Here is a 14,278-nt window from a genome sequence, read left to right on the forward strand (position 1 = left end):
GAGTAACTAGGAACTTATAATTTAGTACATATCTTTAGATGGAACGCGGAGTGCTGGGAAACTAGCACGCTCCGTGTGGAGCAGGGGAAAAGCTGGAGATAACCTCAAATGCTTACCTATTGCTGACGATTGTTTAATAAGAACAGTCGCTTTTTCACTAACTGGCAGGATAGTTCAATGAAAGAAATTGCACTATACTGGAGGGGATTTTGAGAAAAAAAGCATTGGATTATCATTAGTATAGTTGTAGGGAAATAAGATTTAAAGGAGGAATGTATTGTGGGGAAAGTAATTCAGTATGTGATTGTTGTAATCTTGGGGTTGACTATAATAAATGCAATTTCTGCAATTAATGATGTCGTTACAAGTAATGGCTCAATAATGCTAGGACAGGATACAGATTGGAATTATTTCTATATGACCTTGCTAAGTATTTTGTTAGGGGTACTAATTGAGTGGAAACGTTTATTAAAAATAATAACAGGTAATTTGAAACTTAATTGGCTCATAGTTCCTTCTGTTATCTTACTAATTATAAGCCTTATTCCTATGTCACTCATAGTCGAACAACTTGGGTTTGTCTCGTATCATAATTTTTTGCAGGGTATTCTGTTCGCCCCGTTACAAGACATAAATACAATATTAATATTAGGTATTCTCTCAGGGATTTTACTTATAAGGTCACTAATTAAAGATATTGAATAGGATTTATTTCAATAAAGGGTGCTTTAAAAGGAGTTGTCGCTTCGACAGCTCCTATATTCTTATTCAAGTAAAAGACAGAATTCTTCAACTGTAAAGGTAATGGGGAGGGCAAAATGTTTATTAAAAATTATCTTTTTTTTATTTTATTAACCTTGTTACTGGTAGGTTGTACATCAGAGGATACAAACGAACTAAAACAAGAGGTCAAGCGTTTAACAGTCGAAAATACCCAATTAAAAGATTCTAAAAACAAACTTGAAACTGAAGTAGAAAACTTTAAGGAAGCCAATACGGGTTTAGAAAATGAAATAAACACACTGAAAGATTTAATTGAAGAATATGAAGATGTAAGTTTTAACGTTGATTTTAACATTTATGACGAAGGATTTTATATTGAGCCAGTGTTGATGTTCCGAGAAGATTTAACCCTGGAACAGACTAAAAATATCATGGGGAAACCAAATAATGTTAGGAGTTATATTGAAGAAGCTCACTGTGGATGTGAAGAAACAGAAGTCAATTATGACAATGCATCTTTTACTTTCCAGGATGAACTAATTAAGTGGATGACTTTAAAAGATGAAACTTTTGTAACTCAACGTGGTATCAAAGTAGGTTCAACTAAAGAACAGGTAATCGATTCCTACGGTGAAAACTTCTACCCAATTGAAGATGGTAGTAATCACGAAGATAATAGTATTAACTACGGTGAAAAAACAGGTATCAGATTTTCTTTTGCCGAAAATGTTGTTAGTGAAATAACAATTTGGTATATGTACGAATAAGATAAACGCTTATTTTATGAGAAACTTTCTTCAACTAAAGGAGTGCTTTAGTGCAACAAGGAGCTGTTAATGTCGCAACTCCTATTGCTTATTGTTTAGTTGAATAAAATGTAATTAATAATTTTTGATTAACAAGAAGGTGATTTCTTGAAAAAGTTTTTAGTAGTTATTTTATTGGTATTGATAGTTGCTATTGGATTTATAGTAATTAGATTTGGAAATGCCTTGTTTCAAGAAGAAAATACAACTGAGATTATTGCATCTATAACTAAATTAGAGTTCACAAACAATGATTACATTAAAGTTACCGATACTTCTCACGGAATTAGGTGCGTTTCAAAGAATAAACGTGGCTCCCAAGAAAAAGTAATTAAAGAATTTATGAAAGATAATGAGTGGCAGTTTAAAGAACAAATGGGTTCTGGCTTTGTATTTACGAAAGATGGAGTGAATGTAGTAGTAGAAACAAGGTTATTTTCAAGAAACTATTTCCTCTGGGATGTTCCTGAAGAGGTTTTTCACTAACGAAGAGCCTTAGTGGAACAAGGCGTAGTTGACGCCCTAACTTCAATTACTTAATGAAATAAAGGCGCATTAGACTTTAATAAAAGACAATTTAGAGAGGGAAAACCTATGAAAAAAGGAATAGTCTACTTAATTACACTTATATTTTTATCAATATTTTTATTTGTGGTTGTTGCAGGAACACTTAAAACTAACTTTCCGACAATATCATTTTTCCTTGCAATGTTAATAAGTCATTTCATTATTGATAAAAACCAATGGATTGTTGATTTTTATGAAAATGCTTACTCAGGAGAGAATGAAAAAGTTGGTGATGATGTGGGGAATAGTCAATAATTCAAACAATATTTTGAACAAACTGGATGCATATATGCAACAAGGATTTGGGATCAGGATGGTCTTTTTTTCGTAATGAGTAATGTAGAATAAGAAGCCATATAGATAATAGAAGTTATACTTTCTAGTGTGTTTTAATTGTGAAGAATATACTAGAAAAGTGTATAGATAGATTCTAAATTAAAAAATATATTTAGAAAGGAATGAAGTTATGGTTGTGGAATTTATAGATCTTAAGCCTTCATATGTAAATGAAGCGATTGAATTAGTATTATCTTCTTATCAAGATGAAAAAAAATCTGTTCCTTTTCTACCGCATGAGACGCAATTATTAGGTGATTTGAAAGACAAGGTGTTGCACTTGTTTCATAATGGATCAGGAGTCCTTGCTATTGATAATCATAAGTTAGTAGGTTTTATAGCTGGGTATTTAATAAATGACAGCTTCTTCGGTAAGAACAAAGGCGTTTATGTACCTTTATTCGGACATGGAGTTTCAAAGCGGTATAAATCTAGTTTATATGAAGAATTATACAAGTATTCTGCTGGTAAATGGGTTAAACGTTCGTACACCTCACATGCTATAACGTGTTTTGCGCATGAGCACAATACGATAAATAACTGGTTTTGGTTAGGCTTTGGGTTAAGAGGTGTCGATGGGTTACGAAGAGTTCAAAGTATACCTTATAATAATGGGTCTATGATTGAAATTAAAAAAAGTACGACAGACGACATAATTCAACTTGCGAAGCTTCATAGAGAACATAATTTATATTACAGAACTTCCCCGATTTTCATGCCGAATGCTGAAGAAGATCCAGTTGATGACCTAATAGCTTGGTCCATGGAAGAAAATCGGCATATTTGGATTGCTTATAAGGATAAGAAACCTGTAGGCTATATGAGAATCCAACCGACAGCAGAGAATTTTATATCAGACCATCCTGAGGTTATGAATATAACAGGTGCCTATGTATTCCCTGATGAAAGAGGGATTGGGGTTGGATTGAAGTTAATTAACGAGATACAGGATTGGCTTAAACTAAAAGAATATTCATTATGTGGTGTAGATTTTGAGGCATTTAATACAACCGGGAGATCTTTTTGGAATAAACACTTTACTCCTTATACATACAGTATGGTAAGAAGAGTAGATGAACGAATTACTGAAATAGAATTCCTTTAAAGGTCTATGTAGCAAAACGATCTCTCTATTTGCGCTGACTTTGTGAAGAGTTGTACTTAAAGTGAAGGGGGCTTTAGTGGAACAAGGAGCTGTTGATGTCGCAGCTCCTATTGCTTATTGAGCTAATGGGTAGGTTAATGAAACATTAAAGGAGAGGATACTATTTTATTTTTATTTTTGAATATTGTTTTACTAATAATTAGTATTGCATGTTTTTATGAAGCAAAGAAGGAGCGAAAAGGTTTAAGGTTTATACTAAGTATTACTTCAACTATAATTTTATCTCTTATCATGGAAGGAACAGCACATAGTTTAGTAGAAGCCAAAGTAATGGAAGGAACTCCCCTTATCATTTTATACTTTGCTTTACCTATCGTTTTTTTTATAACATTTCAGCTTCTTTTCTATGATATTAGAATGATTGATGAAAGATAAGAGTTAATTCATTTCGGTAAGCGTTAGTGAAACAAGGAACTATTGATGTTGTAGCTTCTAGAGCTTGTTGCGCTAACGGGAAGGATTATTGTATTTTATGCCAATTTTAGCTATTATCTTTTATCTTAATCTAGTAGCGATTCTAAAAAAGATTAAAAACATTGAGTTTATTGCATTAAGTGGTGCGATTGTTTAATAAGAACAGTTGCTTTTTCACTAACTTGCAGTTTATTTTACTAGATAAATATTCGGAAATTAGCTCACCAGAAAAGAAAGACCTAATTTCTTTAAGACAAAAGCTTGTAAAACAATGAAAAGGGAATTGAAGAATAAAAGAGTTAAATCAAATGTTATTCTTAAAGTAGTGGAGGTAATTTTTAATGGATAAAAATATGAAATATATTATTTTTGCATTTGCTGGATGGCTAATCTTTTCTGTCTCAATGCCTGCTTTTGAAATTGTTTCTGATGTCCTAGATGATATAGGACTATGGGATTTCTATTTTGTATATACTTTTTTTAGATTATTGAAGTTTTTAATACAAATCGTAGCATTAGGAACTGTTTTTGTATTTGCATTACCAATTATCCTATCAGCATGGAGAGGATTAAGGAATAATTAATATTACTAATGGGTGGCGATTGTTTAATAAGAACAGTCGCTTTTTCACTAAAGGGAAGTAATTTTTAATAAAGATATTAGATTGTTCTGGTAAAGGGTAATCAAATTGGGGGGATGTGCTATTTTTATAACGAAATATTACAAAAGTGTACTTACTGTTATTGTTATTGCAGTTTTAGTTTTTATAGGCTATTCCCAATATAAAGAGAAAAAAATGTATGAAGAATATATCTCACTAAGTGTTAAAAATGATATGCAAGATTTAGTTAATGCAATTGTTGATAATGAAAGAATATACAAAAATATTATAGATGAAGAAGTCATTACTAAAGGTGATGCATACTTTTTAGCAAGGAATAGTGGTTACATGATGGAGCTTTATCAAAAATATAACGGTCTCGCTAAAATTTTTGAACGTATAGAACACGGTGCTACACAAAATACAACTGGTGGAACTGCTCAAAAAATAGCTGCTTTTTTTGGTGAAATGATTAAAGAGGAAAGTATAGACAGTAGTAATTTGGATGAGGTGAAAATTGAACTTAATGATGATATGAGGCAAAAAATTATTACAATAAAAGAATTGAATTCACTATGGGTAAGTACCGTGAAGGATAATGTATTCGGTGTAATTGATAATGAAGATGATTTAGTCTTTAATACACAGCAGTTCCGAGAGCATTACGGTGAAAACAGTTTATCACAACAATTTTGGGTGAATTTAGTAGTGGATATTGAGCAAAACACACAAAAATTCTTATGGGATAACGATTTACTCGATATAGATAATGTCTTATTGAATTAACGGGCGGCTATTATTCAATAAGCGTCGCTTAGGCTTAGGGAGGGAAAGAATTGAAAGCCATTTATAAGCTGTTATCATCCTTATTCTTAGGTCTATCTCTTGTCTTTTTTATTAGTCCGATTTTTTTGTACTGGTTTATTCACGGGGATTATGACAGATACATCTGGATAATCAATGGTCCATTTCCTTTTAGCCATTTTGGTGGAGGACCATTTCAACTCTGGATGGGGACAGGATTAGTATTCTCTGGCTTGATATTTGTGATAATTTCATTTGTGTTTTCTATACTAAATAAAAAAAGTAATCGCTATTGAGCTAACGGAGAGCTTTTCTTCAATAAGAAATAGCATTGTTCGTCTTACTATAAGTAATGTTTAACAGGACTTGGAACTTTTAGTTATTATTTAACGTCTGCCTTAGTAAAAGGGGGAGAATTTTAATGCCAAAAATTAAATCATTATTCGTAGTTCTTTTATTGTCCTTCATTTTAATTGGATGCCAAAATAATAATCTTAATTTAAGCGAAGATGTTTCCAGTATCGAGGTTTATGAATGGAGCAGTGAAGAATTGATGGCTACTATTGACGATAAAGAATTTATTAATGAACTTGTAAAGGAATTAGATAATGCTAAAACAGGTACCACATCAAATATGGATTTTGAATCGCCTGACTTCAGATTACACTTTAAAAGTGGGAATGAGACATTATTTGAAATGGGTTATTACAAGAAAGTTATAAATTTGGATGTAGAAGGTCGATATTGGGATTTTAGTGAAGATATTATGTATAACAGCGAACTCCAGTTACCTTTTGAATAACCTTAATTTATTCCACAAAAGGCAGCATTACTGCAACAAACAATAATGCTTTCTCACTAATAGAAACAAAAGAGTTTAAGAATGAATAAATTTTTACGGTACATTGCATGGGGGGGATAACAGTTAATAAAAAAATTTTATTTGTGTTCTTAGCAGGTGCTTTAGTCTTTACAGGTATTTATGCAGCTATTGTAAATGGTCAAAGAGCAGATTTAGAAAGAAAAATTACTATATCCAAAATGAGATTAACTAATGCTATGAGCTACAATTCATTATTTTACTTATTTGACAAAGTAATTGAGAACCAATCAAAAGAAAATAGAGAAGCCCTTAATTCTGCATTAAGAAATAAGGAAAGCCAAATGAGGACTTATCTTGCTTTATCTCTTTCTGAGGAGCAATTAAACGAAAAATTTTCAACTGAAAATGGAAAAACAGGGTTATTGGATTATCGGCTTTCTAATGCAAAGTTGTTGAATATGGACAACAATAATAAGCCAGTTGATATAGAAGTTCTCCAAGAGATGAAAACGGCGTGGCAAGTTTTTAAACAAGATACAGGAGGTTCTCCTGAGTTTATGGACGCAAAAGGACCGTTTATCATTGCCGATGCTTATAAAAAGTTAGTAAATAAAATGGAGAATACTTACTCTAAACTGGAATAACCATATTGTGCTAACGGGTGGCTAGTGGAACGAGGAGCTATTGATGTCGCAGCCCCTATTGCTTGTTGAACTAACTGACAGGATTATTGAACAAGGAAGTTGGATTTTTATGTTAAAATATGGAGAGCTATAAAGGGAGGATTCTTTGAGAAAAGTAGTAATTTTTATTGCCTGCTTAGTGTTAATTGCTATTAGTATATATATCTACAATTATTGGGCAAATTATCAAGCAAGTTATGAAGAAAAAACAATTATTGAAGCAATTGATATTAAGAATGAGGACATAACCGCTTTGGTTTTTATGTCGTCTGATAAGTCAACTTGGGAGGTACAAGACAAAGAAACAATCAATAATTTCCTGAAATTTTTAGATGAATATAAGGTTAAAAAAATGAAAGTAAGCGGATACAACTGGCAAGATGAAAACATTTCTATATCTCTAATAACTAAGGATGAAAGCTATTCTATAAAAGTAGAAGAAGCTGTTGTTAGAGTAAATAAAGGAGATTTTAATAAAGGACATTATGAAGTATTAAACTCTCCTATTGACATAGAAAAGATAAAGCATTTTTAGTTCAATTATCTTATGGTGCTAACGGGGGCAAGAGTTGAACAAGGTTAGTTTTAGAGGAGTTGATTATTTGGAAGCTACGGGATTTATAATTTTAATCATAATTGTGGTGGCAATTGGATTTGTTGTTTGGACTATTTCAAGTATAAATGAAAAACTTGATTTATTAGTCAGAATTCAGTTGAAAAGAGATGAAATTCACTTCGAAGATAAGAACATGGAAGAAGATGCAGAAAAATATAGAGACAATTAATCTTATTAAACATAAGGGATGCAATGGTTGAACAAGGAATTCTTGATGTCGCAGCTCCTATTGCTTATTGAACTAAAGAGACAGAAGAGTTTAACAATAGACGATCATGGAGAGGAAGGGATTGTGTGAAAGGTATTAGATATGTGTTACCAACAGTGCTTATTATTGTCATTTTTATATTATCTATTATGCTATATCAAAAAACTCAAGAGCTGAAGAATATTAAAATACGTAGCTATTTAGAATTTACTAATGCAGCGGATGAAGTATCTGTTCTAATTGGAGAGGATGCGAGCAAAGAGCGGATTCATGAGTCATTACTTGATCTAGAGGCATCCTATTATCATAATATTGCTAGATTCCATCGAATGAATCTTAGAAATGCCGATTTCTTTGATGATGTGGAAAACTTTGTGGAAGAACAGGACGATATAGATTGGGATTTATTTAACGAATATATAGCTTCAATGGATGGAGAGATAGGCGAATTTATTAGGAAAAGCGGTTCTGTAAGTGACACAGAGATGGATCAATTTATAGCAACCTGGAGAGAAGAGTTTAATGAGAAGTTTATAGATGGGGAATTGCAAAACTGAATATTTAATATTAGAAATTAATTGAAATAGATTGAAAAATTCTATTTAATAGCTTATTAAACAAACAGGTGCTTTAGTGGAAGAAGCCGTAGATTCTGTTATGGCGATAACGGGCAGTTATAATTTAAGAAGAGGTGGTGAATTAAATGGTTGGCGTATTATCTCTAATTTTAATTACTTCTTTGACTTTTGGTTTTGTATTTTTCGACATAAGAAAAGTATTATACGGTGGAATAGTTGGAGGACTAAATTTAGTAGTAATAGGTTTTGTCTTTTTAACAGTCTCTAACCTAAATATTAACAGTTCAGCAGCTTATAGCATATCAATCATAGCAGCATTAGTATTTTTAACAGGAACCGTAACCGTTTGCACATTAAAAATAATAGAAGAAATAGGAGATTTAAAAAGTGATTAAACTTTTTACATCTCAGCATATAGTGCATTTTAGTTAAACAAAGAGTTGTTATGTCACAGCTTCTATTGCTTATTCTGCTAACGAGTAGGTGTGCTGAACAAGGAATAAGAAAATTAAAGGAGATGCCACAAATGGGGAATGTAGAGATTGCAAGTGATGTATCTAATCAAGTAAACAAGAAGGTTACAGTATCATTGGTTCTGGGGATATTATCAATTTTAACTTCTTTAATTAGTATAGGATTGATATTAGGTATTATCGGACTTATCTTTGGAATTATCGGAATGAAACAAATGAAACGTTCAGGATTTAACGACAGAAAGAAAGTTATTATTGCTATTATTTCTTGTGTGCTTGGCATTTTCATTACACTACTAATCTCTATAACTGCTGGCACGTTGTTATTGAGCTAACTGGCAGGATTGTTAAAAAACAAAAAGGGGTGGGAATGTGAAAAATATATTAAAACCTACGGTATTCATAAGCTCAAGTGTAATACAAATCATACTTTTTGCAATATTCTTCTTTATCATAACATCTACTATTGAGTGGTTTCCGTGGTATGAACCATTAACAATGGGAGCAGGATTTGCTATGATTTTTATTACTCCTTTTCAAATTGTTATAACATCTATACTTTGGATGTTCATCGCAAGTTCGATAGTTTATAAGAGGATTGCAATTACATCAACAATTCATTTATGTTTAATTCTATTAAATTTAATTCTTACTTTAATCAACGGAAACTTTGTTACGTTTACTTCCATTGGGACGGTTTTAATACAACTGATTATTTCACTTATATTTATCGTTACCTTTTTTATTTTCTTGCGTAAGCCAAATCAATAATACTATACAACTTATTGAAGTAACGGGTGCTATTGTTGAAAAGGTTAAGGAGGGAGCAATATTAAGAAGATTGTAATTAGTATATTTATAATTGTTATCAGTTTTACTTCTTTCATCATTTACAATCATAAACAAGAACCTACGAAAGAAGATGTCTTTCATACTACGAAGGATTGGTCTCCACGAACAGAGGATGTTTATATTATAAGAAAAATTGATGGCGAATGGTTAACAATTTACAAAAATCAATATTCCATAATGATTGGAGAATTAAGTCAAAACTGGCTTGGTTTTTGGGAAATCAGAGATAAGAGTGGAAATGAAAATGCGTTGTCTTCTACTTATTATCCTCCTGAAAAAGGTGATGAAATTACATGGAGTGCAGGAGGAGAAGGGGAAACAGAGACAGCATACTATTTCGGGCAAGTAATAAATCCGAAGATAAATAAAATTACAGTGGAAACTAAAGAAAATTTTTATGAAGATGTGCCACTAATAACTTCTAACGAAAATCGTTTTTTCTTTAAGAAGGTAAATGGACAGGTAATTACCCCAATTAACATAAAAGGTTTTTCTAATACAGGAGAATTATTGTTTTCAACTCTTCTAGAATAACCTATGTAGGTTTATTCAACTGTCGGGTTGCGTATCTACAACAAGTACAGATACGCTTTTTTGTTGTTACGTAAAAAAGTTTAATGAGAATTAAAATAAGAAGTATGAATAATATGTTAAAATTTAGTAATAGTGTCAAAGGGAAGAAGGTTTGAAAATTATGAAAAAAATTATGGTTGTTGGGGCATCAGGAGTCCTTGGTAAGTTAGTTTGCAATGAACTTCTTAGAATATTTGAAAATCAAATAAAGTTAATAGTAACAGATTATAAAGTAGAAAGAGGAAAGACGTTAGCAACCTCATTTAACAAAGAGGTTCAATTTCAACAGATAGATGTAAGTGATGAAGAAAGTGTAAAACAAGCAATTAAAAATGTGGATGTTGTAGTAGTTGGATTAAAACAGAAAGTGCCTCACATTCAAAAAATATGTATAGAAAATGAGATATTATGTATAGATGTTACTCCGTTTTATGACTTTTTAGAGAAAGTAATAGAACTAAATCAAAGTGCAGAAAAAAATAATATAGGTTCTGTAATAATGTCAGGATTTTTCCCAGGATTATCAGGCTTAATGATAAAAAATGCTATTTCAAACTTTCAAGAAGTAAAAGAGGTAAACGTAGCATTATTACAAAACACGAATGCCAAGGCAGGAGTATCAGGAATTTTAGATATGTTAAAGATAATTTCTCAACCAGTTGTTTTTCAGAATAAAGTTCTTCCTGGATTTACTAAAAAAAGAAAAATGCATTTTCTAAATCATACTAAAGAAATAGAAGTAAGACTTATAAATCATTCAGAGAAATTATTGTTAAAAGAAAAGTTAACAACTGCACCAATAAATTATTGGACTTCTTGGAATGTAATTGCTTTTGATAAGCAGATTTCTTTACTTAGAAGAACAGGCTTGATTGATATTATACATAAGGTAAATAATAAAGTTCTTTCTAAGGTTGTAAAACATAATCCTAATAAAAATGAAAATACTTTTCTAACTGTGGAGGTAAAAGGAATTGTTGATAACAAAGAAAGTGTAAAAATATTATCATTATCTACTTCCTCTGACTATCATACAACAGCGATGGTGACGGCTTCATTAGCAAAAATAGCACTTTTAAAAAAAGTGAAAGGTATAGTTTGTCCTTTTGAACTAACAAGTTTAGAAGAGTTATTGTCTGTAATGAATTGCCCAAATGTTCTAATAGAGGAAATTGACAAATAATAATGGTTCTTGCAATAACGGGTGGCTTTAGTTGAATAAGAATTAGATGAAAATATTGCAGTTATAACCCAGTTCATATCGAACTGGGTTATTTTTTTGCAAACAAAAAACGCTGCAAAATACAGCGCAATTTAATACACATCTTTATTAACATTTTGGCACGCAATTCGAAGTTTTGCGATAGGTAACGGAACCCGTTACAGAAATGCATCTATTTTTTGTTTTAAACGACACTGTTTGAGAGTAGACCATTATAAGATTTACTTTTTAATGCATATTTTCTTCTTTATTTCACAAAGTATAGTAATACTTTTACTATTAAAATAATTGTGAAGTGAGGATATAATAAATGAAAAAGATAATTGGAATGTTTTTAACTCTTGTTGTATTAATAGCTACTCCACAAATCGTTGATGCTGCGTATTATGTTAAACCGGGAGATTCTTTATGGAAGATTTCACAGCAATATAAGATGAATTATCGCGATCTACTTAATTTGAATCCACAATTAAGTAATCCAAGTAGGATTGATGTAGGACAAAAAATTAACGTTCGTTCATCACATCTTGCTCAAGATATTATCGATTATGCCGTTAGTTTACAAGATGTTACTGACTATAAACTCGGGGCTGATTATTCATTAAGCCCACGTACCGCTGATTGTTCAAGTTGGACGAAACATATTTATGAGAAATTTGGTATTTGGCTCCCACGTGTTAGTTGGCAACAAGCATCACATGTTGGTACGCCTGTTCCATTTTATGATGAAAACAAGAACCTTGCCCTGAAAAAAGGTGATCTTATGTTTTTTGGAGATAATGGCAGGGTCTCTCATGTGGGAATATATATGGGTGATGGTTATTGGATTTCAAATTTAAATTCAGAAAAAGATGTTGTCATCCTATCAATTTGGGGTTCATGGAGTTATGATCGTTTCCTTTGGGCACAACGAGTCATTTAATTAAATAAACTTTAAGGGATGCTTGTGAAACAAAGTGATATGTCGCAGTATATAGATTTGTGTAAATATTAAAAACGTTAGCTCACTTCAATGATGAAGTGTCTAACGTTTTTAATATCATCTGATTTATTTCCAATTTTCTTTAATAAAATCGTCTCGACCTGATTTAGCACGATCTTCTAAATATTCTGCTTGATTCTTTTGATGAAAATTTTGATGATATTCTTCAGCTGGATAGAAAGTTTGTGCTGGCAAAATTTCAGTTACAATTGGCTTTTGAAATTTCCCGCTTTCTATTAATGTGTTTTTTGATGCTTCTGCTATACTTTTTTGTTTCATATCGTGATAAAAAATGGCTGTTCGATATTGCGGACCACGGTCATGGAACTGTCCGTCTGGATCGGTTGGATCAATTTGTGGCCAATATAAATCTACGATTTGTTTATAATCGATAATATTCGGATCATAGCTGATTTGAACAGCCTCGTAATGTCCTGATTCCCCATTTTTAACTTCCTCATAGCTAGGATTTTCAATTTCTCCACCTGTATAACCAGAAACCACCTTGTGCACACCATCCCATTGATCGAATGGTTTTACCATACACCAAAAGCATCCACCAGCGAATGTGGCTATGTTTATCTCTGTCATTTCAGTTCCCCCTAAAACTTTCTCGTATTATTAATTTAGCTGATTTACATTTCAAAGTCCATCATTGCGCATAAATTCTTATTATTTTAGGAAAAGTAAATCCTATGGAGGTGATCAAATGAAAAGACAAACGAAAAAGCAAAGTGACCCTAGTATGAACACGGGCTTAAATCCACAAGGCTACTCAGAAGATGAAGCAGATCAAAGACCTAAATCACAACTTGAACAAAAAGCGAAACATTCACATACTAAACGATAACGGATTCTGTATTATTGATCATTTTTGTGCTGAAAAAGATTAATGACAAAATTATAAAAAACCTTTTCAGAAGGAGCAAGATGACGATGCTTCGGTGTAATAATCCCAACTGATCTAGATAATTGAGGGCTACTTATTGCGATTTTGGATGTGTAAGTTGTTTTCATTTCACTAAAAGCGCTTTCTGGGAGGAGGGTAATGCCGATTCCTGCTGCTACCAACCCTTTAATTGCATCGAGATCTTCTCCTTCTGAGGTTACTTTTGGATCAAAACCTGCTTGTCTACATCCGTCAACAGCCAGTTCTTCAAATACATATCCTTTTGGAAACATAACAAAATCTTCTTCTTTTAGTTCAGAAAGATAAATGCTTTTTCGGTTTGCTAATCGATGATCATTTGGTACTAAGACATATAAGTCTTCTGAAAATAGTACATCACAATTAATTGTAGGTTCATCTGTTGGCACTGGTCCAAGAAATGCAACATCAACTTCTCTATTCTTCACTGATTCAATTAAAAAATTATAAGAGCCCTGACGAAGATGAAAAGCAATTTTGGGATGATTTTTTTTAAATTCGTACATAACTTCCGGTAAAAGATGGCTAGCAAGACTAGTAGGAAATCCAATTTTTATGGATCCGCGTTCAGGATCAATGTATTCATCAATTTGTTTTTTTGCATGGTCAATTGCTTGCATTGCAACTTTAGTGTGATGGAGAAATGTCTTTCCAATAGGTGTGAGTCTTACATTTCTTCCTGCTCGCTCAAATAATTGTACACCTAATTCCCCTTCTAAATTAGTTATTTGTCTGCTGATTGCTGATTGCGCAACATGTAAGCTGGCAGCGGCCTCTGATACATGCTCACGTTGAGCAACTTCTATAAAATACCGTAATTGACGTAATTCCACTATTCTTCACTCTCCTGTTTATATATCAAATACAGAACGTTCCTATCTATATTATATATTGTTTAGAACGATATTGAAACATATAATTAA

General features: G+C 32.0%; 20 protein-coding genes. 18 read left to right on the plus strand and 2 right to left on the minus strand.

Features of this window, described 5'->3' with window-relative positions:
- Positions 1-279 precede the first annotated feature (279 nt).
- The 17 genes from D2K40_RS13875 to D2K40_RS13970 all read left to right on the plus strand — a co-directional run bounded on the left by D2K40_RS13875 (position 280) and on the right by D2K40_RS13970 (position 12,367).
- The gene (locus D2K40_RS13875; protein WP_117156938.1) at positions 280-705 is read left to right on the plus strand and encodes a hypothetical protein; all 426 of its coding nucleotides are present in this window, start codon (positions 280-282) and stop codon (positions 703-705) included.
- A 113-nt stretch (positions 706-818) separates the two neighbouring features.
- A complete protein-coding gene (locus D2K40_RS13880) occupies positions 819-1,490 on the plus strand; it encodes a bZIP transcription factor (protein ID WP_117156939.1) in 672 nt (223 codons plus the stop codon).
- A 147-nt stretch (positions 1,491-1,637) separates the two neighbouring features.
- A complete protein-coding gene (locus tag D2K40_RS13885) occupies positions 1,638-2,015 on the plus strand; it encodes a hypothetical protein (RefSeq protein WP_117156940.1) in 378 nt (125 codons plus the stop codon).
- Positions 2,016-2,123: 108 nt separating this feature from the next.
- Entirely contained in the window at positions 2,124-2,351 is a 228-nt protein-coding gene (locus D2K40_RS13890; protein ID WP_117156941.1) for a short-chain dehydrogenase, read from the plus strand.
- A gap of 211 nt (positions 2,352-2,562) precedes the next feature.
- The gene (locus D2K40_RS13895; RefSeq protein WP_117156942.1) at positions 2,563-3,537 is read left to right on the plus strand and encodes a GNAT family N-acetyltransferase; all 975 of its coding nucleotides are present in this window, start codon (positions 2,563-2,565) and stop codon (positions 3,535-3,537) included.
- 815 nt (positions 3,538-4,352) lie between these two features.
- Positions 4,353-4,595, plus strand: a complete 243-nt coding sequence (locus D2K40_RS13905; RefSeq protein WP_117156944.1) for a hypothetical protein — start codon at positions 4,353-4,355, stop codon at positions 4,593-4,595.
- Positions 4,596-4,700: 105 nt separating this feature from the next.
- The gene (locus D2K40_RS13910; RefSeq protein WP_117156945.1) at positions 4,701-5,399 is read left to right on the plus strand and encodes a hypothetical protein; all 699 of its coding nucleotides are present in this window, start codon (positions 4,701-4,703) and stop codon (positions 5,397-5,399) included.
- A 439-nt stretch (positions 5,400-5,838) separates the two neighbouring features.
- Positions 5,839-6,219: a hypothetical protein gene (locus tag D2K40_RS13920; RefSeq protein ID WP_117156946.1), complete on the plus strand. Its 381-nt coding sequence runs from the start codon at positions 5,839-5,841 to the stop codon at positions 6,217-6,219.
- Between the two features lie 107 nt (positions 6,220-6,326).
- Positions 6,327-6,884, plus strand: coding sequence for a hypothetical protein (locus D2K40_RS13925; protein WP_117156947.1), 558 nt, complete (start codon positions 6,327-6,329; stop codon positions 6,882-6,884).
- A 145-nt stretch (positions 6,885-7,029) separates the two neighbouring features.
- Positions 7,030-7,458 carry a hypothetical protein gene (locus D2K40_RS13930; protein ID WP_117156948.1) on the plus strand — a complete coding sequence of 143 codons (429 nt, stop codon included), beginning with the start codon at positions 7,030-7,032 and terminating at the stop codon, positions 7,456-7,458.
- A 34-nt stretch (positions 7,459-7,492) separates the two neighbouring features.
- Positions 7,493-7,708 carry a hypothetical protein gene (locus D2K40_RS13935; RefSeq protein ID WP_162879227.1) on the plus strand — a complete coding sequence of 72 codons (216 nt, stop codon included), beginning with the start codon at positions 7,493-7,495 and terminating at the stop codon, positions 7,706-7,708.
- 125 nt (positions 7,709-7,833) lie between these two features.
- Positions 7,834-8,304, plus strand: a complete 471-nt coding sequence (locus tag D2K40_RS13940) for a hypothetical protein (protein WP_117156950.1) — start codon at positions 7,834-7,836, stop codon at positions 8,302-8,304.
- A 146-nt stretch (positions 8,305-8,450) separates the two neighbouring features.
- Complete coding sequence (locus D2K40_RS13945) at positions 8,451-8,720, plus strand: hypothetical protein (protein ID WP_117156951.1); 270 nt, start codon at positions 8,451-8,453, stop codon at positions 8,718-8,720.
- 131 nt (positions 8,721-8,851) lie between these two features.
- Positions 8,852-9,133, plus strand: a complete 282-nt coding sequence (locus tag D2K40_RS13950) for a DUF4190 domain-containing protein (RefSeq protein ID WP_117156952.1) — start codon at positions 8,852-8,854, stop codon at positions 9,131-9,133.
- Positions 9,134-9,827: 694 nt separating this feature from the next.
- A complete protein-coding gene (locus D2K40_RS13960) occupies positions 9,828-10,184 on the plus strand; it encodes a hypothetical protein (protein ID WP_117156954.1) in 357 nt (118 codons plus the stop codon).
- A gap of 160 nt (positions 10,185-10,344) precedes the next feature.
- Complete coding sequence (locus D2K40_RS13965) at positions 10,345-11,406, plus strand: SDR family NAD(P)-dependent oxidoreductase (protein ID WP_117156955.1); 1,062 nt, start codon at positions 10,345-10,347, stop codon at positions 11,404-11,406.
- Between the two features lie 349 nt (positions 11,407-11,755).
- Positions 11,756-12,367, plus strand: coding sequence for a C40 family peptidase (locus D2K40_RS13970; protein WP_117156956.1), 612 nt, complete (start codon positions 11,756-11,758; stop codon positions 12,365-12,367).
- A 126-nt stretch (positions 12,368-12,493) separates the two neighbouring features.
- Here D2K40_RS13970 and msrA read toward each other — a convergent pair whose 3' ends face one another.
- Entirely contained in the window at positions 12,494-13,018 is a 525-nt protein-coding gene (msrA, locus tag D2K40_RS13975) for a peptide-methionine (S)-S-oxide reductase MsrA (protein WP_117156957.1), read from the minus strand.
- Between the two features lie 118 nt (positions 13,019-13,136).
- Here msrA and D2K40_RS13980 point away from each other — a divergent pair, with 118 nt between their 5' ends.
- Positions 13,137-13,277, plus strand: coding sequence for a small, acid-soluble spore protein L (locus tag D2K40_RS13980; RefSeq protein ID WP_188618841.1), 141 nt, complete (start codon positions 13,137-13,139; stop codon positions 13,275-13,277).
- Positions 13,278-13,288: 11 nt separating this feature from the next.
- Here the strand turns inward: D2K40_RS13980 and gltC are convergent, their stop codons facing one another.
- On the minus strand, positions 13,289-14,188 hold the full coding sequence (gene gltC / locus D2K40_RS13985; protein WP_117156958.1) for a glutamate biosynthesis transcriptional regulator GltC: 900 nt from the start codon (positions 14,186-14,188) through the stop codon (positions 13,289-13,291).
- Positions 14,189-14,278: the final 90 nt, after the last annotated feature.

Source organism: Paraliobacillus quinghaiensis, from assembly GCF_003426025.1.
Classification (GTDB): Bacteria; Bacillota; Bacilli; order Bacillales; family Amphibacillaceae; genus Paraliobacillus_A; species Paraliobacillus_A quinghaiensis.

What these genes read in the sequence shown, in the direction of transcription:
- D2K40_RS13880 (WP_117156939.1), top strand. Translation starts at nt 819, where the DNA reads ATGTTTATTAAAAATTATCTTTTTTTTATTTTATTAACCTTGTTACTG.
- D2K40_RS13890 (WP_117156941.1), top strand. Translation starts at nt 2,124, where the DNA reads ATGAAAAAAGGAATAGTCTACTTAATTACACTTATATTTTTATCAATA.
- D2K40_RS13895 (WP_117156942.1), top strand. Translation starts at nt 2,563, where the DNA reads ATGGTTGTGGAATTTATAGATCTTAAGCCTTCATATGTAAATGAAGCG.
- D2K40_RS13905 (WP_117156944.1), top strand. Translation starts at nt 4,353, where the DNA reads ATGGATAAAAATATGAAATATATTATTTTTGCATTTGCTGGATGGCTA.
- D2K40_RS13920 (WP_117156946.1), top strand. Translation starts at nt 5,839, where the DNA reads ATGCCAAAAATTAAATCATTATTCGTAGTTCTTTTATTGTCCTTCATT.
- D2K40_RS13925 (WP_117156947.1), top strand. Translation starts at nt 6,327, where the DNA reads ATGGGGGGGATAACAGTTAATAAAAAAATTTTATTTGTGTTCTTAGCA.
- D2K40_RS13945 (WP_117156951.1), top strand. Translation starts at nt 8,451, where the DNA reads ATGGTTGGCGTATTATCTCTAATTTTAATTACTTCTTTGACTTTTGGT.
- D2K40_RS13950 (WP_117156952.1), top strand. Translation starts at nt 8,852, where the DNA reads ATGGGGAATGTAGAGATTGCAAGTGATGTATCTAATCAAGTAAACAAG.
- D2K40_RS13960 (WP_117156954.1), top strand. Translation starts at nt 9,828, where the DNA reads ATGATTGGAGAATTAAGTCAAAACTGGCTTGGTTTTTGGGAAATCAGA.
- D2K40_RS13965 (WP_117156955.1), top strand. Translation starts at nt 10,345, where the DNA reads ATGAAAAAAATTATGGTTGTTGGGGCATCAGGAGTCCTTGGTAAGTTA.
- D2K40_RS13970 (WP_117156956.1), top strand. Translation starts at nt 11,756, where the DNA reads ATGAAAAAGATAATTGGAATGTTTTTAACTCTTGTTGTATTAATAGCT.
- msrA (WP_117156957.1), bottom strand. Translation starts at nt 13,018, where the DNA reads ATGACAGAGATAAACATAGCCACATTCGCTGGTGGATGCTTTTGGTGT.
- D2K40_RS13980 (WP_188618841.1), top strand. Translation starts at nt 13,137, where the DNA reads ATGAAAAGACAAACGAAAAAGCAAAGTGACCCTAGTATGAACACGGGC.